General features: G+C 60.6%; 17 protein-coding genes. 11 read left to right on the forward strand and 6 right to left on the reverse strand.

Features of this window, described 5'->3' with window-relative positions:
• Window positions 1-115: 115 nt before the first annotated feature.
• The 9 genes from bcsR to AS136_RS08900 all read left to right on the forward strand — a co-directional run bounded on the left by bcsR (window position 116) and on the right by AS136_RS08900 (window position 16,008).
• On the forward strand, window positions 116-304 hold the full coding sequence (bcsR, locus tag AS136_RS08860; protein ID WP_002921513.1) for a cellulose biosynthesis protein BcsR: 189 nt from the start codon (window positions 116-118) through the stop codon (window positions 302-304).
• An 11-nt stretch (window positions 305-315) separates the two neighbouring features.
• Window positions 316-1,047: a cellulose biosynthesis protein BcsQ gene (gene bcsQ, locus AS136_RS08865; RefSeq protein ID WP_023323370.1), complete on the forward strand. Its 732-nt coding sequence runs from the start codon at window positions 316-318 to the stop codon at window positions 1,045-1,047.
• Complete coding sequence (gene bcsA / locus AS136_RS08870) at window positions 1,044-3,662, forward strand: UDP-forming cellulose synthase catalytic subunit (protein WP_012540356.1); 2,619 nt, start codon at window positions 1,044-1,046, stop codon at window positions 3,660-3,662. Before bcsQ ends, bcsA begins: the two co-directional genes overlap by 4 nt.
• A gap of 10 nt (window positions 3,663-3,672) precedes the next feature.
• Window positions 3,673-6,018, forward strand: coding sequence for a cellulose biosynthesis cyclic di-GMP-binding regulatory protein BcsB (gene bcsB, locus AS136_RS08875; RefSeq protein ID WP_008806916.1), 2,346 nt, complete (start codon window positions 3,673-3,675; stop codon window positions 6,016-6,018).
• Window positions 6,019-6,021: 3 nt separating this feature from the next.
• Complete coding sequence (bcsZ, locus tag AS136_RS08880) at window positions 6,022-7,131, forward strand: cellulose synthase complex periplasmic endoglucanase BcsZ (protein ID WP_023298318.1); 1,110 nt, start codon at window positions 6,022-6,024, stop codon at window positions 7,129-7,131.
• Complete coding sequence (gene bcsC / locus AS136_RS08885) at window positions 7,113-10,592, forward strand: cellulose synthase complex outer membrane protein BcsC (RefSeq protein ID WP_023323369.1); 3,480 nt, start codon at window positions 7,113-7,115, stop codon at window positions 10,590-10,592. The genes bcsZ and bcsC overlap by 19 nt, the downstream gene beginning before the upstream one ends.
• Window positions 10,593-10,835: 243 nt before the next feature.
• Window positions 10,836-12,842, forward strand: coding sequence for a biofilm formation regulator HmsP (gene hmsP / locus AS136_RS08890; protein ID WP_008806919.1), 2,007 nt, complete (start codon window positions 10,836-10,838; stop codon window positions 12,840-12,842).
• Window positions 12,843-12,998: 156 nt separating this feature from the next.
• Window positions 12,999-14,285: a dicarboxylate/amino acid:cation symporter gene (locus AS136_RS08895; RefSeq protein ID WP_008806920.1), complete on the forward strand. Its 1,287-nt coding sequence runs from the start codon at window positions 12,999-13,001 to the stop codon at window positions 14,283-14,285.
• 220 nt (window positions 14,286-14,505) lie between these two features.
• Window positions 14,506-16,008, forward strand: coding sequence for a M16 family metallopeptidase (locus AS136_RS08900; protein ID WP_008806921.1), 1,503 nt, complete (start codon window positions 14,506-14,508; stop codon window positions 16,006-16,008).
• A 53-nt stretch (window positions 16,009-16,061) separates the two neighbouring features.
• On the opposite strand, the gene kdgK is transcribed toward AS136_RS08900, so the two are convergent.
• Complete coding sequence (gene kdgK / locus AS136_RS08905) at window positions 16,062-16,991, reverse strand: 2-dehydro-3-deoxygluconokinase (protein ID WP_012967094.1); 930 nt, start codon at window positions 16,989-16,991, stop codon at window positions 16,062-16,064.
• Between the two features lie 194 nt (window positions 16,992-17,185).
• On the opposite strand from kdgK, the gene AS136_RS08910 reads away from it, so the two are divergent.
• The gene (locus AS136_RS08910) at window positions 17,186-19,237 is read left to right on the forward strand and encodes an AsmA family protein (protein WP_023323368.1); all 2,052 of its coding nucleotides are present in this window, start codon (window positions 17,186-17,188) and stop codon (window positions 19,235-19,237) included.
• A gap of 37 nt (window positions 19,238-19,274) precedes the next feature.
• Here the strand turns inward: AS136_RS08910 and AS136_RS08915 are convergent, their stop codons facing one another.
• From AS136_RS08915 to AS136_RS08925, 3 genes are all read right to left on the reverse strand, one after another.
• Window positions 19,275-20,597, reverse strand: coding sequence for an MFS transporter (locus AS136_RS08915; protein ID WP_012967096.1), 1,323 nt, complete (start codon window positions 20,595-20,597; stop codon window positions 19,275-19,277).
• A 271-nt stretch (window positions 20,598-20,868) separates the two neighbouring features.
• Entirely contained in the window at window positions 20,869-21,900 is a 1,032-nt protein-coding gene (gene yhjD / locus AS136_RS08920; protein ID WP_008806925.1) for an inner membrane protein YhjD, read from the reverse strand.
• Between the two features lie 106 nt (window positions 21,901-22,006).
• Window positions 22,007-22,906 (reverse strand): LysR family transcriptional regulator, encoded by a 900-nt coding sequence (locus tag AS136_RS08925; protein WP_049138017.1) that lies wholly within the window; start codon window positions 22,904-22,906, stop codon window positions 22,007-22,009.
• Between the two features lie 119 nt (window positions 22,907-23,025).
• Between AS136_RS08925 and AS136_RS08930 the strand changes: the two genes are divergently transcribed.
• Window positions 23,026-23,784, forward strand: a complete 759-nt coding sequence (locus AS136_RS08930; protein WP_023298315.1) for an SDR family NAD(P)-dependent oxidoreductase — start codon at window positions 23,026-23,028, stop codon at window positions 23,782-23,784.
• A 34-nt stretch (window positions 23,785-23,818) separates the two neighbouring features.
• Here AS136_RS08930 and AS136_RS08935 read toward each other — a convergent pair whose 3' ends face one another.
• Entirely contained in the window at window positions 23,819-24,352 is a 534-nt protein-coding gene (locus AS136_RS08935; RefSeq protein ID WP_012967100.1) for a GNAT family N-acetyltransferase, read from the reverse strand.
• A gap of 66 nt (window positions 24,353-24,418) precedes the next feature.
• Window positions 24,419-26,071: an alpha,alpha-trehalase gene (locus AS136_RS08940; protein ID WP_008806929.1), complete on the reverse strand. Its 1,653-nt coding sequence runs from the start codon at window positions 26,069-26,071 to the stop codon at window positions 24,419-24,421.
• Window positions 26,072-26,288 lie beyond the last annotated feature (217 nt).

The following is a 26,288-nucleotide window of genomic DNA, read 5'->3' on the forward strand; positions in this document are numbered from 1 at the left end:
CAGAGTAAACCTAACATTGAAATTAAAGGTCATCAGTTTTAGCATGTACACCTGCTTTTAAGGATGCGCTGTATTCGTCCTCTGGTTTAATAATAAATTTCAAACGGACAGAGATATGCCAGCAAAAGATCCTGCAGTACCCACGGACGCCACGCTGGGGTACACCTTTCAAAATGATTTTCTGGCGCTAAGCCGGGCATTTTCCCTGCCGGATATTGATTATCATGATATTTCCCGGCGCGAGCAGCTGAATGCGGCGCTGAAGCGCTGGCCGTTACTGGCAGAGTTTGCAGAGAAAAAATAAGGAAGCCGGAGATGGCTATTCTGGGATTACAGGGCGTGCGCGGGGGGACTGGCGTCACGTCCATTACGGCTGCACTCGCCTGGGCGCTGCAATTGCTCGGTGAAACGGTGCTGGCGATCGACGCCAGCCCGGATAATATGCTGCGCTTTTTTTTCAATACCGACGTCCATCATCAGGACGGCTGGGCGCGGGCGCTGCTCGACGGTCGGGACTGGCGCGACGCGGGTCTGCGCTATACGCAACATATCGATCTGCTGCCGTTTGGCCAGCTCAGCGCCGGCGAAAGAGAAAATGCTGACCAGCTGCAGCCCGCGCTGGGGGCGATGGCGGAGGCTGTGCAGCGGCTGCAGAGCCAGTACCGCTGGCTGCTGCTGGATCTGCCGAACGGTTATTCGCCATTAACCCGCGAGCTGCTGACGCTGTGCGATCGCACACTGGTGGTGGTTCATCCCGACGCCAATAGCCATATCCGTCTACACCAGCAGCCCCTCCCGGCCAACAGCGACATTCTGATTAACGATCTGCGGGTCGGCAGCCAGCTACAGGAAGATCTCTACCAGCTGTGGCTGGAGAGCCAGCCGCGCATCCTGCCGGTGACGATTCACCGCGACGAGGCGATGGCCGAGTGCCTGGCGGCGAAACAGCCTCTTGGGGAGTATCGTCAGGACTCCCTGGCGGCGGAAGAGGTGCTGACCCTGGCGAACTGGTGCCTGATCCACTATTCCGGCGGGAGGCCGGCATGATCCGCCTCAGCACGCTGCTGCTGGCTCCGCCGGTGGGGGAACGGCTGCGCGCGCGCTATGACGACTATCGGCAGCACGGGGCCTCCTGGCTTTCGGCGTCGCTTGGCTGTCTGTGGGCGTCGCTGGTCTGGGCGCTGATGCCGCTGGAGACGCCGCGCTGGCAGGCGATTCTGGCCCACCATGAAACCTATTTTCCCCATATTAATCCGCATCGCCCGCGTCCGCTGGATCCGCTGCGCTACCTGCTGCAATCCCTGTGGTTGCTGGCGACGCGCGTGCCGGAGCCGGAAAAAAAGGTCAACTGGCGCTCGCTGGCGGCCCTGGAAGGGGTGCACGGTCGCTATACGCAATGGCTGGAGAAACTGCCTGAACAGGTGAACGCCCGCACCGGCCATCTGGATAAACAGAAAGAGCTGGCGCACCTTAATCCGAAGCTGCGCCGGGCAATCCTTGGGGGGGTGACCTTCTGCTCGCTGGTGCTGGCGCTAATGTGTATTACGCAGCCCTTTAACCCGCTGTCGCAGTTTATCTTCCTGATGCTGCTGTGGGGCGTGGCGCTGCTGGTGCGGCGCATCCCGGGGCGTTTCTCGGCGCTGATGCTTATCGTGCTGTCGCTGACGGTGTCGTGCCGCTATATCTGGTGGCGCTACACCTCGACGCTGAACTGGAACGACCCGGTAAGCCTGGTGTGCGGGATCATTCTGCTGTTCGCAGAGACCTACGCCTGGGTGGTGCTGGTGCTGGGCTACTTCCAGGTGGTCTGGCCGCTGAACCGCCAGCCGGTGCCGCTGCCGGAGGATATGGATCTGTGGCCAACCGTGGACATCTTCGTCCCTACCTACAACGAAGATCTCAACGTGGTGAAAAACACCATTTACGCCTCGCAGGGCATCGACTGGCCGAAGGACAAGCTGAACATCTGGATCCTCGACGATGGTGGACGGGAAGCGTTTCGCCAGTTTGCCAAAGATGTCGGGGTGCACTATATCGCCCGTACCAGCCACGAGCACGCCAAGGCCGGTAACATCAACAATGCGCTGAAATACGCTAAAGGGGAGTTCGTCTCGATCTTTGACTGCGACCATGTGCCAACGCGCTCGTTTCTGCAGATGACCATGGGCTGGTTCCTGAAAGAGAAAGAGCTGGCGATGATGCAGACCCCGCACCACTTCTTCTCGCCCGATCCCTTTGAGCGCAACCTTGGCCGCTTTCGCAAAACGCCGAACGAAGGGACGTTGTTCTACGGCCTGGTGCAGGACGGGAACGACATGTGGGACGCCACCTTCTTCTGCGGCTCCTGCGCCGTTATCCGTCGCGGCCCGCTGGATGAGATTGGCGGGATAGCCGTCGAAACGGTAACCGAAGATGCCCATACCTCTCTGCGTCTGCACCGGCGGGGACACACCTCAGCCTATATGCGGATCCCGCAGGCGGCGGGGCTGGCGACGGAGAGTTTGTCCGCGCATATCGGCCAGCGCATCCGCTGGGCGCGCGGGATGGTGCAGATTTTCCGGCTCGATAACCCGCTGTTTGGCAAAGGCCTGAAGCTGGCGCAGCGCGTCTGCTACGCTAACGCCATGCTCCACTTCCTCTCCGGTATTCCGCGCCTCATCTTCCTCACGGCGCCGCTGGCCTTTTTGCTGCTCCATGCCTATATCATTTATGCGCCCGCGCTGATGATCGCGCTGTTCGTGCTGCCGCACATGATCCACGCCAGCCTGACCAACTCGAAGATTCAGGGCAAATACCGCCATTCGTTCTGGAGTGAAATCTACGAGACGGTGCTGGCCTGGTATATCGCGCCGCCCACCTTTGTGGCGCTGATTAACCCGCATAAAGGTAAGTTCAACGTCACCGCGAAGGGCGGGCTGGTGGAAGAAGAGTATGTCGACTGGGTGATCTCCCGGCCCTATATCTACCTTGTACTGCTCAATCTGGTCGGCGTCGCGGTGGGGATCTGGCGATTTATGTATGGCCCGGAAAACGAAATTCTCACCGTCTGGGTGAGTATTGTCTGGGTGTTCTACAACCTGATTATTCTTGGCGGCGCGGTGGCGGTCTCGGTCGAAAGCAAGCAGGTTCGCCGTTCGCATCGTGTCGAAATGAGCATGCCGGCGGCGATTGCCCGCGAAGATGGCCATCTGTTCTCCTGCACGGTTCACGACTATTCCGACGGCGGGCTGGGGATCAAAATTCACGGCGACGCGCAGGTGCTGGAAGGCCAGAACGCCAGGCTGTTGCTCAAACGGGGACAGCAGGAATATGCCTTCCCGGTTAGGGTCGCGCGGGTCAACGGCAGCGAGGTGGGGCTCCAGCTACTGCCGTTGACCAACCAACAGCATATCGATTTTGTGCAGTGTACGTTTGCCCGCGCTGATACGTGGGCGCTTTGGCAGGATAGCTTCCCGGAAGACAAGCCGATGGAAAGCCTGCTGGATATCCTCAAGCTGGGCTTCCGTGGCTATCGTCACCTGGCGGAGTTTTCGCCGCCGTCGGTGAAGGTGGTTTTCCGCGCGCTCACTTCGCTGGTGGCCTGGATAGTGTCGTTTGTACCCCGACGCCCTGAACGCGCCGCGCCGACGCTCTCCGCAGACCCGGCAATGGCTCAACAATGATGATAATGCGATGAAAAGAAAACTTTCCTGGATGTGTGCAGTAGCGGTGGGCATGTGCAGCTGGTATCCGCTGGCCTCTTATGCGGCGCCGGCCGTCGTGGCGAACGCCGCCCCTGGCGTTCAGCCGCAGGTAGCGACCCCGGGCGCGCCGATCGTGGTGGGCGAGCCAACGGCGGCCCTTGCCGAACCGACCGCCCCGGCGGCGGTGGCCGAGAACGTCCCGCAGCGGGAGGTGAAGCTGACTTTTGCCACCATCGCGCCGCCGCCCGGCAGCATCGTGCTGCGAGGCTCACGGCCTGACGCGTCGGTCGAATTCGGCATGCGCAGCGATGAGCTGGTCGCCAACGCGCTGCTCAACCTGGAATACACCCCATCGCCTTCGCTGCTGCCCGTGCAGTCGCAGCTGAAAGTCTATCTCAACGATGAGCTGATGGGCGTCCTGCCCGTGACCAAAGAGCAGCTGGGGAAAAAGATCCGCGCGCAGTTGCCGATTGACCCGCTGTACATCACCGACTTCAACCGCGTACGGCTGGAGTTTGTCGGTCACTACCGCGATGTCTGCGAAAACCCCGCCAGCAGCACGCTGTGGCTGGACGTCGGGCGCGAAAGCTATCTGGATCTCACCTACCAGTCGCTGAAGGTGCATAACGATCTGTCACACTTCCCGGTGCCGTTCTACGATCCGCGCGATAACCGCCCGCTGACGCTACCGATGATTTTCCCGGGCTCGCCAGCGGTGGCCCAGCAGCAGGCGGCGGCGATTGTCGCCTCCTGGTTCGGCAGCAAGGCCGGCTGGCGCGGCCAGCAGTTCCCGGTCTATTTCAACGAACTGCCGGATCGTAACGCCATTGTCTTCGCCACCAACGACAAGCGCCCGGACTTCCTGCGCGATCATCCGCCGGTCAAGGCGCCGACCATCGAAATGATCGACAACCCGAACGATCCTTACGTCAAGCTGCTGGTAATTTTCGGCCGCGATGATAACGACCTGCTGCTGGCAGCGAAGGGGATTGCCCAGGGCAATATTCTGTTCCGCGGCAGCAGCGTCACCGTGGACGGCATCAAAACCCTGCAGCCGCGTCAGCCTTACGACGCACCGAACTGGGTGCGCACCGACCGCTCGGTCACCTTCGCTGAGCTGAAAACCTATGAGCAACAGCTGCAGTCCAGCGGGCTGGTGCCGGATGCCATCACCGTGGCGCTTAATCTGCCGCCGGATCTCTATCTGCTGCGGGCCAACGGCATCGATATGGATCTGAAATATCGCTACACCATGCCGCCGGTGAAGGACAGTTCGCGGATGGATATCAGCCTCAACGACCAGTTCCTGCAGTCGTTCAGCCTGAACAGCGCTCAGGACGTGAACAAACTGATCCTGCGCCTGCCGGTGCTGCAGGGGCTGCTGGACGGCAAATCAGAGGTCACCATCCCCGCGCTGCGTCTCGGGGCGGTCAACCAGCTGCGCTTTGACTTCCAGTACATGAACCCGATGCCGGGCGGCTCCATCGACAACTGTATTACCTTCCAGCCGGTGCAGAACCATGTGGTGATTGGCGACGATTCGACCATCGACTTCTCGAAGTATTATCACTTTATCGCCCTGCCGGACCTGCGCGTCTTCGCCAATGCGGGCTTCCCTTACAGCCGTATGGCCGACCTCTCCGACACGCTGGTGGTGGTGCCGAAAGCGCCGACCCAGGGCCAGGTGGCGACGCTGCTGCAGGCGCTGGGCGGTATCGGTTCGCAAACCGGTCTGGCGGCGATTAATCTGCAGATGACCGACGATGGCAACCAGATCAAGAACAAAGACGCGGATCTGCTGTTGATCGGCGCGATCCCGTCGTCCCTCAAGGACGACACCAAAATCAACCTGCTGGTCGAGGCGACCAAAAGCTGGGTGAAAATGCCGATGCGCCACTATGACCTGGCGAGCATTTATCCCGATGACGATGCCCGCACGCCCAATACCCGCACCGACATTACCTCTTCCGGGCCGATGGCGGCGGTGATTGGCTTCCAGTCGCCGTATAACGATCAGCGCAGCGTGGTGGCCCTGCTGGCCGACAGCCCGCGCGGTAATGAACTGCTGACCAACGCCCTCAACGACAGCGGTAAGCGGGCAGCAATGTTTGGCTCGGTAGCGGTGATCCGCGAGTCCGGCGTCAACAGTCTGCGGGTAGGGGATATCTACTACGTGGGTCATCTGCCCTGGTTCGAGCGCATCTGGTTCGCGCTCTCTAACCACCCGATACTGCTGGCGATCTTCGCCGCTATCAGTATTGTGCTGCTGGCGTGGGTGCTGTGGCGCATGCTGCGCATCATCAGTCGCCGCCGTCTTAGCCTGGATGATGAATAAACCATGATGAAAGTACTTTGTGGCGCGGTGCTCTCCGCGCTGCTGCTGGCGGCGGGCCCGGTGAGCGCCGCCTGCCAGTGGCCCGCCTGGGAGCAGTTTAAAAAAGCGTACGTCAGCCCTGAGGGACGGGTGATTGACCCCAGCGATGCGCGCAAAATCTCCACCTCGGAAGGACAGAGCTATGGCCTGTTTTTCGCCCTGGCCGCCAACGATCGCGCAGGGTTCGACAAACTACTGACCTGGACGCAGAACAACCTGGCGGAAGGCGACCTGCGACAACATCTTCCGGGCTGGCTGTGGGGCAAAAAGGACGATGAGCAGTGGACGTTGCTGGACAGCAACTCGGCCTCCGACTCGGATCTGTGGATAGCCTGGGCGCTGCTGGAGGCGGGCCGCCTGTGGCAGCAGCCGCAGTACACCGAGACCGGCAAAGCACTGCTGGCGCGGATTGTCGAGGAAGAGACAGTGGCGGTGCCCGGTCTTGGCACGATGCTGCTGCCGGGAAAAGTCGGTTTTGCCGATGACAGCGGCTGGCGGTTTAACCCCAGCTATCTTCCGCCGCAGCTGGCCACCTACTTTGTGCGTTTTGGCGCGCCGTGGCCTGCCCTGCGCGACAGTAACCTGCGCCTGCTGCTGGAAACCGCGCCGAAAGGCTTTACGCCGGACTGGGTGCGTTATGAGAAAGGGAAAGGCTGGCAGCTGAAAACCGAGAAACCGCTGATCGGTAGCTATGACGCGATTCGCGTCTACCTGTGGGTGGGCATGCTCCATGATGGCGATAAGCAGAAAGCGCGACTGCTGCAACGCTTCGCGCCGATGGCGGCGCAGACCACGGAGCAGGGGGTGCCCCCGGAGAAAGTGAATATCGCCACCGGCAAAACCAGCGGCCAGGGGCCCGTGGGCTTCTCCGCGGTGATGCTACCGTTTTTACAGGACGACGAGGCCCGGTCGGTGCAACGCCAGCGCGTCGCCGATAACTATCCCGGCGCGGATGCCTACTACAGCGCAGTTCTGACGCTGTTCGGCCAGGGTTGGGATCAACACCGTTTTCGTTTCACTGCGGGTGGCGAATTACAACCTGACTGGAACCAGGAATGCGCAAGCTCTCACTAAGTTTACTCACGCTGTCCCTCGGCGTGGCGCTGCTGCCGTTAGCGCAGGCGGCGACGACGCCTGCCCAGGAGCATCTGCTGGAGCAGGTCCGCCTTGGCGAGGCCAGTAATCGTGAAGACCTGGTGCGCCAGTCGCTGTACCGCCTGGAGCTGATTGATCCCAACAACCCGGATCTGATTGCCGCGCGGATGCGCTACCTGCTGCGTCAGGGGGATGCCGCCGGGGCGCAAAAAGAGCTGGAACGATTGACGAAGCTGGCGCCGGACTCCCCGGAGCTGAAGGCGTCGCGCAATGAGATGAAAAGCAACACCGGCGAGGGCCGGCAGGCGCTGCAGCAGGCGCGACTGCTGGGCGTGGCCGGGAAGGTCGATGAAGCCATCGCCGCCTATGAAAAACTGTACGGCGGGGTGCCGGATGACGTTGACGTCGCCATTGAATACTGGACGCTGGTGGCGCGCCTGCCCGCTCGCCATAGCGAAGGCGTCAGCCAGTTGAAAAAGCTGAACGCCAGCGCGCCGGGCAACGTCAGCCTGCTGACTTCGCTGGCGAAGCAGATGTTTGCCGATAACAAACCGCAGGAAGGGTTTGCCTATCTGGCGGAGATGGCCCGCTCGGCCTCAGGACGCGGCATCGCCGCCGACATGTGGTTCAGTGAAGTGAAAAGCATGCCGGTGAGCAAGGCCAGCGTGCAGGCGTTGCAGCAATTTCTCCTGCAGTTTCCCACCGGCTCGGTGGCGGCGAACGCCCGCGTTCTGCTCGACCAGCAGCAGGCGCAGCTGCAGGATCCGACCTTCCGCGCCCGCTCGGAAGGGCTGGCGGCGGTCAAGTCCGGGAATGCCTCGCAGGCGGTCGCGGATCTTCAGAAAGCCGTTCAGGCCGACAGCCGCGACAGCGATGCGGTGGGCGCCCTCGGCCAGGCCTATTCCCAGCGCGGCGATCGCGCGCGGGCAGTGGCGCAGCTCAATAAAGCGATTGCCATGGACCCCGACAGCCCGAACCGCGGCAAATGGGACAGCCTGCTGCAAACCAACCGTTACTGGCTACTGATCAAGCAGGGGGATAACGCCCTGAAAGCCGGCCAGCTTTCGCAGGCGCAGCACTATTATGCCCAGGCGCAGCGGGTCGATCGCACCGACAGTTATGCCGTGCTGGGATTGGGGGACGTCGCGGCGGCGCGCAAAGAGTCGGCAGCGGCGGAGCGCTATTACCAGCAGGCGTTGCGCCTGGATCGCGGTAATAATCTGGCGGTGCGCGGTCTGGCCAACCTCTATCGCGCCGAATCGCCGGAGAAAGCCAGCGCCTGGATCGCCGGCCTCCCTCCCGCTCAGCGGCGGAGCATCGATGATATTGAGCGCAGTCTGACCAACGACCGGCTGGAGAAACAGGCGCAGGCCCTGGAAAGTCAGGGCAACTGGGCGCAGGCGGCGGAAGTCCAGCGTCGGCGCCTGGCGCTGGATCCGGACAGCGTGTGGATAACCTACCGTCTGGCGCGCGATCTGGTTAGCGCCGGTGAACGCCAGGAGGCCGACGCGCTGATGCGGGCGATGGTCAACCGCCAGCCGCAGGATGCTGAACGGGTCTACGCCTCGGGGCTCTACCTGTCGGGAAACGACCAGGACGATCTGGCCCTGGCGCAAATCGCCGCTCTGCCGCGCAGCGCGTGGACGGATAATATTCGTGAGCTCGAAGCGCGTTTGCAAAGCGACCGGGTGCTGCGCCAGGCCAACCAGCTGCGCGACAGCGGTAACGAAGCGCAGGCGATCGCCCTTATCCAACAGCAGCCCGCCTCGGTGCGCTATGACCTGACGCTGGCCGACTGGGCGCAGCAGCGCGGCGACAGCCAGACGGCGATTGCCGACTATCAGCGGGTGCTGCGCCAGGAGGCCGACAATGGCGATGCGCGCCTCGGCCTTGCGGAAGTCTACCTGGCCGAGGGCGATAAACAGGCCGCCCGGGCGCAGGTCATGCAGTTGAAAGGCGCAGAGACCGAATCCATGAATATGCAGCGTCGGGTCGCGCTGGCGCGAGCCGGCCTTGGCGATACCGCTGATGCCCAACAGATTTTTAACCAGATTGTGCCGCAGGCGAAGGCGCAGCCGCCCTCGATGGAGAGCGCGTTGGTGCTGCGCGATGCCGCGCGCTTTGCCACCCAGACCGGGGCGCCGCAGCAGGCGCTGACGCACTACCGGGAGGCGATGGTGGCCTCCGGCATCGCCCCCGTGCAGCCGCAGAATAACGATACCTTTACGCGGCTGACGCGCAACGACAGCCAGGATGACTGGCTGAAGCGCGGGATCCGTAGCGATGCCGCCGATCTTTATCGCCAGCAGGATCTGAACGTCACCCTGGAACACGACTTCTGGGGTTCCAGCGGCACCGGCGGCTATTCCGACCTGAAGGCGCATACCACCATGCTGCAGGTGGATGCTCCGCTGGCGGATGGCCGGATGTTCTTTCGCACCGATCTGGTCAATATGGATGCCGGCAGCTTTTCCACCCACAGCGACGGGAGCTACTCGCCCAGCTGGGGCACCTGCGGGGAGATCGCCTGTACCAGCGGCAGTAAAAACCAGACCGACAGCGGGGCCAGCGTGGCGGTCGGCTGGAAGAATGACACCTGGAGCGGCGATATCGGCACCACCCCGATGGGCTTCAATGTCGTCGATGTGGTGGGGGGGCTGAGCTACAGCAGCGACGTCGGGCCGGTGGGGTACACGGTCAACGTCCACCGGCGCCCCATCTCCAGCTCGCTGCTCTCCTTTGGCGGGCAGAAAGACAGCAGCAGCCATACCGGCACCACCTGGGGCGGCGTCCGCGCCGACGGCGGCGGCCTGAGCCTCAGTTATGACCGGGGCGAAGCGCACGGCATCTGGTCCTCGCTGGGGGCCGATTCGCTGACCGGTAAAAACGTGGCGGATAACTGGCGCGTGCGCTGGATGACCGGGTACTACTACAAGGTCATCAACGAGAATAATCGTCGCGTCACCGTCGGCCTCAACAATATGATCTGGCACTACGACAAAGATCTCAGCGGTTACACCCTCGGCCAGGGCGGCTATTACAGCCCGCAGGAGTATCTCTCATTCGCCGTGCCGGTGACCTGGCGTCAGCGTACCGAGAACTGGTCCTGGGAGCTCGGCGGGTCGGTGTCATGGTCCCATTCGCGCACCCAGACGCAAGCCCGTTATCCGCTGCTGAACCTGATCCCGTCCGACTACCGCCAGCGCGCCAGCGAGCTGACGGAGGAGGGGAGCAGCAGCCAGGGATTCGGTTACACCGCCAGAGCGCTGGTGGAGCGGCGGGTGACCAGCAACTGGTTCGTCGGCGCCGCGGTCGATATTCAGCAGGCGAAGGATTACACCCCGAGCCATGCGCTGCTTTACGTCCGCTACTCGGCGGCCGGCTGGCAGGGGGATCTGGATATGCCGCCCCAGCCGCTGGTGCCCTACGCCGACTGGTAGCAGAATAGGCTGAATTACGTCACAGAGCGCCACTCCACGACGCGCTTCGCGTATACTCGTGAGGCATTGCCCACCGTCGGCCGCCGGGGCGATTTCCCCGGCGTCTGCGCCACCGCGCGGAAATATCCCGTCACTTCATCCCTCGCGGGCGTGGGCGAAGGATTTGAGTATATAATCAGCCTGAAACGACCGGCATTGAAGGATTGATACCGGGTATGCATTCAGTATCAGTGGAGAACACCGTTGCGCGTCAGCCGTTCACTTACAATCAAACAGATGGCGATGGTCGCGAGCGTGTCCATGGCCTTTGTATTGGTTTTTTGCACTATTTTGCTGTTTCACTTTGTGCAACAGAGTCGCTTTACCACGGCCACGCAGTTAGAAAGTATCGCGCGATCCGTTCGCGAACCGCTGTCTGCGGCTATTCTGAAAGCCGATATTCCGGAAGCGGAAGCCATTTTAAGCCGTATCCAGCCTGCTGGCATCGTCAGCCGGGCGGATGTGGTGTTGCCGAACCAGTTCCAGGCGCTGCGGATGCGATTTATCCCCGAGCGGCCGGTGCCGGTGACCGTCACCCGGCTGTTTGAGCTGCCGGTGCAGATTTCGCTGCCTATTTATTCACTGGAACGGCCGGCTAATCCCCAGCCGCTGGCCTATCTGGTGCTGCAGGCGGATTCATACCGCATGTATAAATTCGTCATGAGCGCCCTTGCTACGTTAGTGACGGCTTACTTACTTTTGGTGCTGATGCTGACGGTGGCGCTTACCTGGTGCATCAATCGGCTGATGGTGCGCCCCCTGCGGCGTATCGCCCGCGAGCTGAACGATCTCTCCCAGCAGGATCGTCTCGGCCATCAGCTAACGCTCCCGCGCCTGCACCATGACGACGAGATCGGTATGCTGGTGCGCAGCTATAACCGCAACCAGCAGAGCCTGGTGCGCCAGCATGATGAACTGTCCATCCAGTCGACCCGCTTCCCGGTCTCAGAGCTGCCGAATAAAGCCTTTTTGCTGGCGATGCTGGAGCAGACGGTGGCCCGCCCCCAGAGCGCCGCGCTAATCGTCGTCGCCTGCGAAACCCTGCAGGATGCCGCCGGGGTCCTCAAGGAGAGCCAGCGCGAAATGCTGCTCCTGACGCTGGTGGAGAAGCTGCGAGCCGCCATTCCGCCGCAAATGGTGCTGGCTCAGGTGAGCGGGTATGACTTCGCGATTCTCGCCGATGGCCTTGCCGAACCGTGGCAGGCGGTGACGTTAAGTAAGCAAGTGCTCACTATTATTAATGAGCGTTTGCCGCTGCATGGGCTGCAGCTGCGGCCCTACGCCAGCGTCGGGATCGCCATGTTCCACGCCGGGCTCAGCGCCGAGCAGTTTTACCGGCGCGCGGTGTCGGCTGCCGTCACCGCACGACGTAAAGGCAAAAACCAGATTGAGTTCTTCGATCCCGAGCAGATGGAAAAGGCTCAGCGCCGTCTGATGGAAGAGCACGACATTATTACCGCCCTCGACAACCAGCAGTTCGCTATCTGGCTGCAGCCGCAGGTGGCCTGCGCCAGCGGCGAGATCTGCGGCGCCGAAGTGCTGCTGCGCCAGCGGCAGGCGGATGGCAGCTGGTCGCTACCGCCGTCGCTGATTGAGCGCATTGAGTCCTGCGGGCTGATTATCCCGGTCGGCTACTGGGTGATGGAAGAGGCCTGCCGCCAGCTGGCGGCCTGGCAAAGCCAGGGGATTATGCTGCCGCTGTCGGTCAATGTTTCCCTGCTCCAGCTGCTGGAACACGACCGTGGCGAGGAGATGCTAAAGCTGATCGCCCGCTACCGTATCGCCCCTGGCACCCTCATCCTCGAGGTGACGGAGAGCTGCCGGATGGACGATCCGCAGGATGTGATGGCGCGGTTGCGACCGCTGCGCGAGGCCGGGGTACAGATTGCGCTGGATGATTTTGGCATGGGTTATGCCGGGTTGCACCAGCTGCAGCAGATGAAAGCTCTGCCGGTGGATATTCTGAAAATCGATAAAGTATTCATCGATATGCTGCCGGAGGATGTCAGCATGGTGCCGGCGATGATCCAGCTCGCGCGCGGCCTGTCGCTGCGTATCGTGGCGGAAGGGGTGGAGAACGACGCCCAGTACCGCTGGTTGCAAGCCGCGGGCGTCGAGGTGCTCCAGGGCCATCTGTTCGGTTGCGCTTTGCCGCTGGAGGCATTCAGCGCGCGCTATCTCTCCCCGGTTCGTGAGGATGAAAATTTGTAAATGTTTTGTTGACTTGTGCGAGTCAGCTCAAAGATTTTAACAATTGCGTTGCACTTTCGGCGTTAGTTATTTCTGAAATGTTTCCAGGGTGTTATTTTTAAGCCACAGACGTCAAATATCCCTTCTTGCTCTGTGGTTATTCCCAAAGGACACCCTATGAAAACCTCTATCTTTAAAAGCCTCTATGTCCAGGTTCTGACGGCCATAGCGATCGGTATTCTGCTGGGCCATTTTTACCCGGAACTGGGCGCGCAAATGAAACCCTTCGGCGACGCCTTCGTTAAGCTGATTAAAATGGTGATTGCTCCGGTTATCTTCTGTACCGTCGTGACGGGGATCGCCGGGATGGAAAGCATGAAAGCCGTCGGCCGTACCGGGGCGGTGGCGCTGCTCTATTTCGAAGTGGTCAGCACCATCGCGCTGATTATCGGTCTGATTATCGTCAACGTGGTGCAGCCTGGCGCCGGGATGAACGTCGACCCGTCAACGCTCGATGCGAAAGCGGTGGCGGTGTACGCTGAGCAGGCGAAAGACCAGGGGGTGGTGGCCTTTTTACTGGATGTGATCCCGGGCAGCGTCATTGGCGCCTTCGCCAGCGGCAACATTCTGCAGGTGCTGCTGTTCGCCGTCCTGTTTGGTTTTGCCCTGCACCGTCTGGGCAGCAAGGGCCAGCTGATTTTCAACGTCATTGAAAGCTTCTCCCAGGTTATCTTCGGCATCATCAATATGATCATGCGCCTGGCGCCGATTGGCGCTTTCGGGGCCATGGCCTTTACCATCGGTAAATATGGCGTCGGCACCCTGGTGCAGTTGGGGCAGCTGATCATCTGCTTCTACATCACCTGTATTCTGTTCGTGGTGGTGGTGCTGGGGAGTATCGCCCGGGCTACCGGCTTCAGCATCTTCAAATTTATCCGCTATATCCGTGAGGAGCTGCTGATTGTGCTGGGAACCTCCTCGTCAGAATCAGCGCTGCCGAGAATGCTCGACAAGATGGAGAAGCTGGGCTGCCGCAAATCGGTGGTGGGCCTCGTGATCCCGACCGGCTATTCGTTCAACCTCGATGGCACCTCCATCTACCTGACGATGGCCGCGGTCTTTATCGCCCAGGCGACCAACAGCCATATGGATATTTTCCATCAGATCACCCTGCTGGTGGTGCTGCTGCTCTCCTCGAAAGGGGCGGCGGGGGTGACCGGCAGCGGCTTCATCGTGCTGGCGGCGACCATCTCCGCCGTCGGGCATTTGCCGGTGGCGGGCCTGGCGCTGATCCTCGGTATCGACCGCTTTATGTCCGAAGCCCGTGCGCTGACCAACCTGGTGGGTAACGGCGTCGCTACGGTGGTGGTGGCTAAATGGGTCAAAGAACTCGATGCCAAACAGATGGATGATGTTCTGAATAACCGTGTTCCAGCGAACAAATCGCACGAATTATCCTCTTAAATCCTCCTCTTAGGCCCGTACTCCCTTGCTGGAGTACGGGCTCCTGCGCATAATTAGAGGTCATTTCCGCTTGGCGGAAATGACACGAAATGATTATTTTGCGTTGTCATGCGACATTTTCGTCTCCGTGTGGTCTAACCGACGTATTTCACTCTCACTTTTTTTCGGCAGCCCGTCAGTGGGGTGCTGTTGTAACCAGGAATGTTCATCAGGGGTTCACATGCAGGGCACAACAATTAAACTCTTAACGGGCGGTTTGCTGATGGTAGCGGCGGCCGGTTATGTGCAGGCAGAAGCGCTCCAGCCTGATCCGGCCTGGCAACAAGGGACCTTAGCGAATGGTTTGACGTGGCAGGTGCTGGCCACGCCGCAGCGTCCCAGCGACCGTATTGAAGTCCGTCTGTCCGTGAATATTGGCTCGCTGAGCGAAAGCACTCAGCAGAGTGGTTTCAGCCGCTTTGTTCCTCGCCTGGCGTTGACGCAAAGCGGCAGCCTGCCGACGATGCAGGCGCGCTCTTTATGGCAGCAGAGTATTGACCCGAAGCGTCCTCTGCCGCCGGCCATCGTCTCCTACGATTACACAATGTTTAATCTCAGTCTGCCCAATAACCGCAACGATCTGCTGAAAGAGGCGCTGAGCTGGCTGGCGGACGCCAGCGGTAAGCTGACCATTACGCCTGAATCGATCAATCATGCGCTGCAGGGCAGCGACATGGTGGCGACGTGGCCGCTGGATACCAAAGAGGGCTGGTGGCGCTACCGCCTGAAAGGGTCCACCATGCTGGGCCATGATCCTGCCGCGCCGCTGAAGCAGCCGATAGACGTGGCGCAGCTGAAAGACTTTTATCATAAATGGTACACCCCCGACGCCATGACGCTGATTGTGGTCGGTAACGTCGACAGCCGCAGCGTCGCTGAGCAAATCAGCAAAACCTTCGGCGATCTGAAGGGCAAGCGGGAAACGCCCGCGGCGGTGCCGACCTTATCGCCACTGCCTACCGTGCCGGTCAGCATCATGACCAGCGCGGTGCGTCAGGACAAACTGTCCATCATGTGGGATGCGCCCTGGCAGCCAATCCGCGACTCCGCGGCGCTGCAGCGCTACTGGCGCGACGACCTCGCCCGCGAAGCGCTGTTCTGGCACGTGCAGCAGAGCCTGAGCAAAAATAACGTGAAGGATATTGGTCTTGGCTTTGACTGCCGGGTGCTCTATCAGCGCGCGCAGTGCGCGATCAACATCGAATCGCCGGGCGAGCGTCTGAACAACAACCTGAGCGTGGTCTCGCGCGAGCTGGCGAAAGTGCGGGACAACGGCCTGCCGCAGGAGGAGTTTGACGCGCTTATCGCCCAGAAAAGCCTCGAGCTGCAGAGGCTGTTTGCCACCTATGCGCGCACTGACACCGATATTCTGATGAGCCAGCGCATGCGCTCCCTGCAGAATCAGGTGGTGGATATCGCGCCGGAGCAATATCAGAAGCTGCGCCAGGAGTTCCTCAACTCCCTGACGGTAGACATGCTGAATCAGTACCTGCGTCAGCAGCTGTCCCAGGATATGGCGCTGGTGCTACAGCAGCCGAAAGGCGAACCGGAATACAACATGAAGGAGCTGCAGGCCACGTGGGAAAAACTGATGGCGCCGAATCCGGCGGCCGCGGCGGTCAGCGGCAGCGCTGATACAGTTGACGCCCACAGCGAGGCCAGCGACATCCCGCCAGGGCAGTAACTAACGCCTCTCCGGCGCGCCAGCGGCGGCCGGAGAGCGCTTCCTGCGGAGAATTACTGCGGCATCGCTTCCCGCGGGATGATCGCCCCGCGATACTGGATCACCGTGCTGGCGGTCAGGTGTCCGCGTTTGGCGGCGGATTCAGCATCGCCGCCGGTCAGGCGAACGGCCAGGTAGCCGGCGCTGAAGGAGTCTCCGGCGGCGGTGGTATCCACCACCTTCTCTTTTGCCAGCCTGACAGCCGGCACTTCCTGTAGCGGTTGCCCGCTAACCGAGACCAGGCAGGCATCCGCCCCGCGCTTCACCACCACCTCTTCCACGCCGGCGGCATGCGTGCGGGCGATCACCTCAGCAACCGGTTTTTCCCCCCACAGCGCGTCTTCATCATCGAGCGTCAGAAACGCGATATCGGTGCAGGCAAGCATCTCCTGATAGACCTGCTGCGTCTCCGCCTGGCTGGCCCACAGGCGTGGACGATAGTTGTTGTCGAAGATCACCTTGCCGCCGTTGGCGCGGCACTCACGCAGCAGCGTGAACAGCTTGTCGCGGCTGGCCGGGCTGAGAATGGCGAGACTGATGCCGCTCAGATAGAGATAGTCGAAAGTGGCCAGCTCTTCGCAAATCGCCGCCGCGCGATCGCTCTCCAGCCAGAACTTTGCCGCCGCCTCGTTGCGCCAGTAGTAGAAGGTGCGCTCGCCAGTGTCATCGGTTTCAATGTAATACAGCCCCGGCAGGCGGTCGGCCATCCGCTGGATAAGATCGGTGTTGACGTTTTCCTGCTGCCAGCTGTCGAGCATCTGCTGGCTGAACGCATCGGTTCCCAGCGCGGTGACATAGTGGACGCTCAGTGCGCTGGCATCGGTCTGCCGCGCGATATAGACCGAGGTGTTTAAGGTATCGCCGCCAAAGCCGCGGTTAACGGCCCCGTTCTTCTCTGACAGCTCAATCATGCATTCGCCAATAACGGCAATTTTTTTAGACATAGCCAGAACCTGCAATGGAATCGATATAAGCGCTAGTGTGCGCTGCGCTGTTTTGCTGGTCAATCATATTAAAACATCGTTCCATTATTTTTTTGACCTGACGCGCGTAATGTGACGAAAAGCGCATTTCCAGGATAAACGCCGCGTTTTGACTATATTCAGGACTGACGTGATGCAAAAGGAGCGGAGTAGGGATGAGCAGAACCCGTAAAACGTTGGTTATCATCACAGGAACGATACTGTTGCTGATCGTTCTCTTCTTTATCGTGCTGGCCACCTTTGACTGGAACCGGCTGAAGCCGACGATCAATCAGAAAGTGTCCGCCGAACTTAACCGACCGTTCGCCATCCGCGGCGATCTCGGCGTGGTCTGGGAGCGGCAGCCGGACGAGCGCGGCTGGCGCAGCTGGATCCCGTGGCCCCATGTGCACGCGGAAGATATCGTGCTGGGCAACCCGCCGGCCATCCCCCAGGTGACTATGATCCACCTGCCGCGGGTGGAGGCGACCCTCGCCCCGCTGGCGCTGCTGAGCAAAACGGTGTACCTGCCGTGGATCAAGCTGGAACAGCCCGACGTGCGGCTGATCCGCCTGACGGAAGACAATAATAACTGGACCTTTCAGCTGGCTGGCGATCAGCGTACGTCGGGCGACAGCGCGCCTTCCAGCTGGTCCTTTCGCCTCGATAATATTCTCTTTGACCGCGGGACTATCGCCATCGATGACAAGATCACCCGCAGCGATATCACCATCCTTGTCGATCCCCTCGGCAAACCGCTGCCGTTCAGCGAAGTGACCGGCACGAAGGATCGGCATAGCGCGGCGAAAGTGGGTGACTATGTCTTTGGCCTGTCGCTGAAGGGCCGCTACAAGGACCAGCCGGTCACCGGCAACGGTAAAATCGGCGGCATGCTGGCCCTGCGCAGCGCAAGCACCCCTTTCCCGCTGCAGGGCGACTTCCACTCCGGCAACACCCGGGTGGCATTCAGCGGCACGGTCAGCGACCCGCTCAACGTCGGCGGTATTGACCTGCGGCTGAAATTCGCCGGCGACTCGCTGCGCGATCTCTACGACCTGACCGGTGTGCTGCTGCCGGAGACGCCATCGTTCTCTACCGATGGCCGCCTGCGCGCCGACTTTAAGCAGAAAAACCGCATGCGTTTTGACTACCAGGATTTTAATGGTCGGATCGGCGATAGCGACATTCATGGTTCCCTCACCTATACCACCGGCAAACCGCGGCCGAAACTCAGCGGCGATATGGAGTCGAAGCAGCTGCGGCTGGCGGATCTCGGGCCGTTAATCGGCGTCGATTCCGGCAAAGGGACGAAGAAAGGCGCTGCGCGCCAGGCGGGCGACCGACCGCAGCCGGCGGGTAAAGTGCTGCCGGCAGACCGTTTTGAAACCGATAAATGGCAGGTGATGGATGCCGATGTACGCTTTAAGGGCCGGAGAATTGAGCACGGCGGCACCCTGCCGATCAGCGATCTGTCGACCCATGTGATCCTGGAAGATGGCGACCTGCGCCTGCAGCCGGTGCGCTTTGGCCTGGCCAACGGGTCGATTGCCGGCAGCGTACACTTGCAGGGCGATAAAAAGCCGCTGCAGGGTGAGGCCAATCTGCAGGCGCGACGCCTGAAGCTGAAGGCGCTGATGCCGAACGTCGAGATGATGCAGAAAACCCTCGGAGAGATGAATGGCGATGTTCAGCTGCGCGGCAGCGGCAACTCGGTGGCGGCCCTGCTCGGCAACAGTAATGGCAACCTGAAACTGCTGATGAACGACGGCCTGATCAGTCGTAACCTGATGGAAATTCTCGGTCTTAACGTCGGTAACTACCTGATCGGCCAGATTTTTGGTGATGAGGAAGTTCGGGTGAACTGTGCGGCGGCCAATATCGACGTGACCAACGGCGTCGCCCGGCCGCAGATTTTTGCCTTCGATACGGAAAACGCGCTGATCAATGTGACCGGAACCGCCAGCTTCGCCTCCGAGCAGCTGGACCTGACCATCGATCCGGAAAGCAAAGGCTTCCGGGTGATCACCCTGCGTTCACCGCTGTATGTACGGGGCACCTTTAAATCGCCGCAGGCGGGGGTGAAGGCCGGGCCGCTGATTGTCCGCGGTGCGGTAGCGGCGGCGCTGGCGACCCTGGTGACGCCGGCTGCCGCGCTGCTGGCGCTGGTCTCCCCGGCGGAGGGCGATAGCAACCAGTGTCGGACCATTTTGTCACAGATGAAAAAGTAGGGGAGAGCCCTGACGCCAGCGGCGTCAGGGCGAAGGATCACAACGACTGGTGGCGGGTCTCGTGGGTCAGCAGCAGGGCGATCAGCGTCAGCGCCGCCATCGCCGCCAGATAGGTGCCGACCGCCGCCAGGCCATAGTTGCCCTGCAGCCAGGCGGCAATATACGGCGCGACCGAGGCGCCGAGGATCGACGACACGTTATAGGAGAATGACGCGCCGGTGTAGCGCACTTCCGTGGGGAACAGCTCCGGGAGCAGCGCGCCCATCGGGCCAAAAGTCAGTCCCATCAGGCTTAAGCCCAGCAGCAGGAAGGCGAAGACCAGCAGCGGGTTACCGGAACCCAGCAGCGGTTTAAAAGCGAACAGGGCGAACAAAATAATCATCGTGGTGATGACAATCATGCTCTTGCGACGGCCAAAGGCGTCCGCCAGCAGGCCGGCGACAGGCACCATCACGCCGAAGCCAATCACCGCCATCATCAGCATCCACAGCACTTCGTTACGCGGCAGGCCCAGGCCATTCGGCGCGGCGCCGGTGCTGAAGGTCATCGAGTAGACGGTCATGATGTAGAACAGGGTATAGGTTGCCAGCATGATGAAGGTGCCCAGCACCGTCACGCGGACGTGTTTGGTCAACAGGGTACCCAGCGGGATTTTGACCTGTTTTTTCGCCGCTGCCACTTTGGCGAAGACCGGCGTTTCGTGCAGCGAGACGCGCACGTACAGACCGATGATCACCAGCACCGCGGAGAAGATAAACGGCACGCGCCAGCCCCACTCCATAAACTGCTGATCGGTTAACAGCCAGGAGAGCAGCAGGAAGGTGCCGTTGGCGAAGAAGAAGCCGATCGGCGCGCCCAGCTGCGGGAAGGAGCCGTACAGGGCGCGCTTGCGCGCCGGGGCGTTTTCCGTTGCCAGCAGCGCTGCGCCGCCCCATTCCCCTCCGAGGCCAAGCCCCTGACCGAAGCGCGCCAGCGCCAGCAGCATCGGCGCGACAATGCCAATGCTTTCATAGCCGGGCAGCAGGCCGATCACCACGGTGGAGATCCCCATGGTTAACAGCGAGGCCACGAGAGTGACCTTGCGGCCGACGCGATCGCCAAAGTGACCAAACAGCGCGGAGCCGATCGGCCGGGCGACGAAGGCGATGGCGAAGGTGGCCAGCGACTGCAGGGTGGCCGCGGCGGCATCGCCCTGCGGGAAAAAGATATGCGGGAAGACGATGACCGCGGCAGTGGCATAGATGTAGAAGTCGAAAAACTCAATGGCGGTGCCAATGAGCGAGGCGACAACGACTTTGTTGCGTGAATTGACCGGGGCGGTTTCCTGCGAGTTTTCGAGTGTGGTGGCTGTGGCTTGCATAGATCTTTCTTATTTTTGCGCGAACGAAAAGCCATATAGCCACAGCCACAGGGACATTTCAATCTGTAACAAACGTGGAAAGTGGGCAAAAAACAGGCAAAAAGCGGATAATTTTTACACCAGTAAAAATGGTTCTATGAAATGCTTCACACAATTAAAAAGATAGAGGATAAAACCAGTTTTTGGTTAAATAAAAGTTAATGGGTGGATTTATCTACTGAAATAAAGCGCGAGGATGAATTTTGCCTCTTCAATTCATCCTCGCAATGCGTTAACGGTGGGTTTTGCCAGGCATCCGCCGGTCGTCTTTATACTCCGCGGTGGCGATCCATGCGGCGCAGAATAGCGTCAGGCGGGCAAAGAAATAGAAAAAGGCCATCAGCCCCAGCACCGAACCGAACGCCGCCCCGGAGGGGGATTTCACCAGCGCCGGCAGCGTCCAGGTCATGACGATTTTGATGATTTCAAAGCCAATCGCCGCGATAAGCGTGCCGCGAAACAGGGCTTTGCGCCGCGGACGATGGCGCGGCAGCCGCCAGAAGATCCAGAAAAAGAGCAGATAGTTGGCAAAAATCGAGATGGCGAGGCCGATCAGCCGCCAGGCGGGCTTCAGCCATTCAATGTTGTCGAGATACAGCGCGGAGATAATCAACTGCTGGGCGGAACCCGCGACAGAAGTGATGGACAGCGTAATAATCAGCGCCACCAGCAGACCGATCAGCGAGATAAGATCGCGGAAGTATTTTATCCAGATTTTCTCTTCGTCCTGCGGCCGGCGCTCCCAGACGTCGCGCGACTGGGCGCGGATCGCTTCGCGCAAATTGCCCATCCAGTTAATACCGGAATAGAGGGCGACCAGCAGGCCGACCAGACCGACGGCGGTGCGCTGCTGCACCGCGGTGTTGATGGTGTTTTTCAACGTCGCCGCCAGCGTCGGGTCGCTGACGTTTTGCAGAATCTTGTCGAAAATATCCTGCAGCAGGGTCGGGTGCCAGGCCAGCACGAAACCGGCGGCGGCAAAGGAGACCATCAGGATTGGGATCATCGACAGGAACGAGAAGTAGGTGATGGCCGCGCCGAACTGATTGCCCAGCCGGTCATTGAAACGTTCTGCGGCGCGCAGTAAGTGGGCGATCACCGGGTTGCGCTGCACTTTGGCCGCCGTTCCGGTGACGGTCTTCAGCGCCTGGCTGGCTTTTTGCCCGACGGCCGTGTCATTGAGAGCGTCGAGGGGGCTTTTGTTTTTCTCCGGCTGCGTGTCCGGTTCCTGTGGTGGGCGTCGATCGTCGTTTTCCGGCGTCATACGTGATTTCTTCCTTTTTTACCGCGAGATTCAGCAAAAAGTATACCTTAAATGGCGTATCCTGCAGGAACGCCTCTGCCTGCCCCCCGTTCTCCACTCGTGTGGATCAATCGACATACGCTTTCATCAGCCCGCCCAGCCACTCCATAAACAGATGTACGCGGCGGGAGAGATTGCGCCGGTGCGGGTAGATAAGCGAGACCGGCAGCGGCTCGGCGCGGTACTGGGGCAGGATCTCCGTCAGGTCGCCGGCGCGTAACGCCTCGCGCACGCCGGTACGCGGTACCTGAATGATCCCCAGCCCGGCGATACAGGCTGCCTGATAGGTTTCCGTGCTGTTGACTGTCAATATGCCGCCGCTTTTTACCCAGCGCACCGCGCCATCGATCACCACCTCAAAGCCGGGGGGACGGACCCCGAGGGTGCTGGCGTAGTGGATCAGGGCATGATCCGCCAGATCCTCAAGGGATTGCGGATAGCCAAATCGCGCAAGGTAGTCCGGGCTGGCGCAGTTAATTTGCGTCAGCTTGCCCAGTGGGCGGGCGATAAGCCCTGAGTCTTTGAGCGCGCCGACGCGTACCACGCAGTCAAACCCCTCGCGGATCACGTCCACCAGCCGATCGCTGCTGCTCAGCTCCAGTTCGATGCCCGGATACTGCTGTAAAAAAGTCGGCAGATGAGGGATCACCAGTTTTTTAGCAAAACCGACCGGCATATCCACCCGCAGCCGGCCGCTGATGCTCGCCGGATCGTGCTGGAACATGCCGTCCAGTTCATCGAGGTTGCTCAGCAGATCCTTTGCCCGTTCATAGTAGACCATCCCATCCTGGGTGAGCTGAACCCGGCGGGTAGTGCGGTGCAGGAGCCGCACGCCAAGATGGCTTTCCAGGGCCTGAATCTGCCGCGAGACGCTGCCTTTCGGCAGCGCCAGGGTCTCGGCGGCGCGGGAAAAACTCTCCAGATCCGCTACGCGAATGAATAACTGCATTGCATGAATTTTATCCATGCCGATCGCCTATTGTTGTTATGAATGAAACAGTAAAACGTAATGTAGCGTATTTATTGTTTCACTGGCACTTAATAAGCTAGAACACAATCACAACGCAACCTGAAAGGGGTCTTCTGATGACACAACGTATCGCTTTAGTGACCGGCGGCAGCCGCGGTCTGGGTAAAAACGCCGCGTTGAAGCTGGCGGCGAAGGGAACCGATATTCTTCTGACTTACCACAGCAACCGCCAGGCGGCCCTCGACGTGGTGGCGGAGATTGAGCAAAAAGGGGTCAAAGCGGCAGCATTAGCGCTGAACGTCGGGGATATCTCAAGTTTTGACGCTTTCGCCAGCGAGGTGGCACAGGTGCTGGCGCAGAAGTGGGGGCGAACCACCTTTGATTATTTACTGAACAACGCCGGGATCGGCCTTAACGTCCCCTTCGCCGAGACCAGCGAAGCGCAGTTTGACGAGCTGATGAACATCCAGTTCAAAGGGCCATTTTTCCTGACCCAGCGGCTGCTGCCCCTCCTGCAGGACGGGGGACGGATCCTCAACGTTTCCAGCGGCCTGGCGCGCTTTGCCCTGCCGGGCTATGCGGCCTACGCCGCGATGAAGGGGGCGATGGAGGTCCTGACCCGCTATCAGGCGAAAGAGCTGGGCGGGCGCGGTATTTCGGTGAATATCATTGCGCCGGGAGCCATCGAGACCGACTTTGGCGGCGGGGTGGTGCGCGATAACGCCGAGGTGAATCAGCATATCGCGGCCCAGACCGCGCTGGGGCGCGTCGGGCTGCCGGATGATATCGGCGACGCCATCGCCGCCCTGCTCAGCGATGAGCTGGCGTGGATGAACGCGCAGCGCGTGGAAGTCTCGGGCGGGATGTTCCTCTGATCCTGACTGCCACCAGCCTGTGACCGGCGGTGCGCTACGGCGCATCGCCCTCCCCACGCAGCCGACCGAACAGCCAGTCATTGTGCCAGCGCCCGTTCAGCCAGTAGTTCTCCCGCAGCTCCCCCTCCAGCCGGAACCCGGCTTTGAGCAACAACTGCTTAGACGCCTCGTTGCCGGCGGTGACGCTGGCGGTCAGGCGGCGGACGCCGCCGGTGGTAAAGGCGTAGTCGCACAGCGCGCGCAGCGATTCGTAGCCGTAGCCCCGGCCCTGCGCCGCCGGAGCGAAGAGAAAGCCGACCTCGGCAATCTCGCGCTGATGATGCTGGTAACCGGTCAGGCCGAGCGGGGTATGGGTGAGCCTGTCGCGCACCACCAGGCACAGCCAGTGTTCATCCCCCGGCGCCCACGGCGGCAGCCGCGAATCGAACGCCTCGCGGATGGCCGCCTGCGGCCGGGGGTCGGCGACGTAGAGCATGACCTGCGGATCCTGCTGCAGGGAAAGAAAAAACGACCAGTCGTCCAGCTGCAGCGGTGAGCAGCGCAGGCGCGGCGTCAGGAGTTCAGGCATAAGCGTCATTCCGGGCAGGGCGAATCCTCTGAACATAGCAGGAGAAAGCCGCCGGGAACAGCCCGACTAGGTTGGCTCACCGTACAGGCCAATCAGTCGGCGCACCACGCCGTTGGTCCAGCCAAAGCCATCCTGCAGGGGATACTCCCCGCCGCCACCCTCATGCGGGACGCCGGTGGCAATATGGTATTTCTCAATCAGCTTGTGATGCTGCTTGTAAAAGTGATTGACCGTCTGCAGCCAGCTCCAGGCAATCTCATCCCCCAGCGGATCCTGGCCGTAACGTTTAAATCCCTGGATCGCCATCCACTGCAGCGGCGCCCAGCCGTTAGGTTTATCCCACTGCTCACCGCTTTCATATTCGGTGGCCATGATCCCCCCGGGGGTGAGCAGGCGGGCCCGCACCGCATCGGCAAGGCGTTCTGCCTGCTCGTGAGTCGCCAGGCCGACGTAAAGAGTGACGATGCTGGCCGCGGAAAACAGCGCCAGCTGTTCACGGCGCCAGTCATAATCGCGGAAACAGCCGTTCTCATCATCCCACAGATAGCGGTTGACCGCCGCCCGCCGATCCTGAGCCTTCTGGCGGAAGGCCGCCTCTGTCTCGCGATCGCCCTTCAGGCCGGAGAGATTGGCGATGGTCGTCTCCAGCTTGAACAGGAAGGCGTTCAGGTCGATAGGGATAAACTGCGTCGTGCGGATGCTGGCCAGCCGCGTGATATCCCGCAGCCAGCGGCTGGAGTAGTCCCAGCCGGACGCGGCGCCCGCCCGCAGGTCGCGGTACACTTCATTGGCGGGCCGCCCGGAGTGTCGGGCGGTCTCCACGTCCTCGCGCCAGGACTCATCCCGCGGCGTGTCCCGGTCGTCCCAGTAGCGATTGAGCAGGGAGCCATCCGGCATACGCACCACGTGGCGATACGCCTGGTGCGGGATCAACGACTCGGCGCCGTCCATCCAGAAGGCGTGCTCCATCTTCAGATGGTCCAGATAGCGCTTCGCGCCGCGCACGCCATCCTCTTCAAAGAGTTCGACCATCAGGGCAAACACCGGCGGCTGCGATCGGCTGAGGTAGTAGGTGCGGTTGCCGTTCGGAATGTGACCGTAGGTTTCAATCAGCCAGGCAAAGTTATCGGCCATGCATTTCAGCAGATCTTCACGGCCGCTCTCCGCCAGCCCCAGCATGGTGAAATAAGAGTCCCAGTAATAGGTTTCGCTAAAGCGACCGCCAGGCACAATATAGGCCTGCGGCAGCGCCAGTAGCGACGACCAGGGGATATGATCCTGAGGCTCGCGGGTCAGCACCGGCCACAGCTTATCGATGTGCTCTTTCAGCGTCAGGCTGGGGTCCGAGGTGTAGACGTCGGTCTGGTTCTCCGGCAGCCAGAAGTTGTCTTCCACGAACTGTCGCAGGTCGAAGTCGGGCTGACGTTTGACCTTGCGGTAGTTGCGCAGGATGTCCAGCGGATCGTGTTTCGGCGCGCAGTCGGGGAAGGTTTTGCTGTCGGCAAAGATGCGTGATTTCTGCACGTTGGTAAACAGCTCAAGATAGCGATCCGCCGGGGTAAGGGCATCGGACGCCGGAAGCCCCTCGATCACCTCAGGCTCCGGTTCAGCGTCTATCATCTCATCCAGCTTTAATTCGTACGGATCGGCTTCGTAGCAGGGATCGATGTCGATCCTTAACTCGTCGTCTTCAACGTGGCGTAATTTCTGGCTGAACATAGCGATACGGACCTCCGGATAGCGTGAGTTCGGGGCCGGGCATACCCGGCCTTGTCTATTAAGCGTAGACAGTCGCTTCGGTGAGTGTGAAGCAAACTGTGCGTGAGATCACGCTTTTCCGCCGAGAAGAAAAGCTGTCATTTTAAAGTATGCTGTTGATAAGTAATTAAAAATTGTACATCCTGGCACAGATGAAATTCGGAGCATTCATTATGCA

The organism is Klebsiella sp. D5A (genome assembly GCF_001620885.1).
GTDB classification, from domain to species: Bacteria; Pseudomonadota; Gammaproteobacteria; order Enterobacterales; family Enterobacteriaceae; genus Klebsiella; species Klebsiella variicola.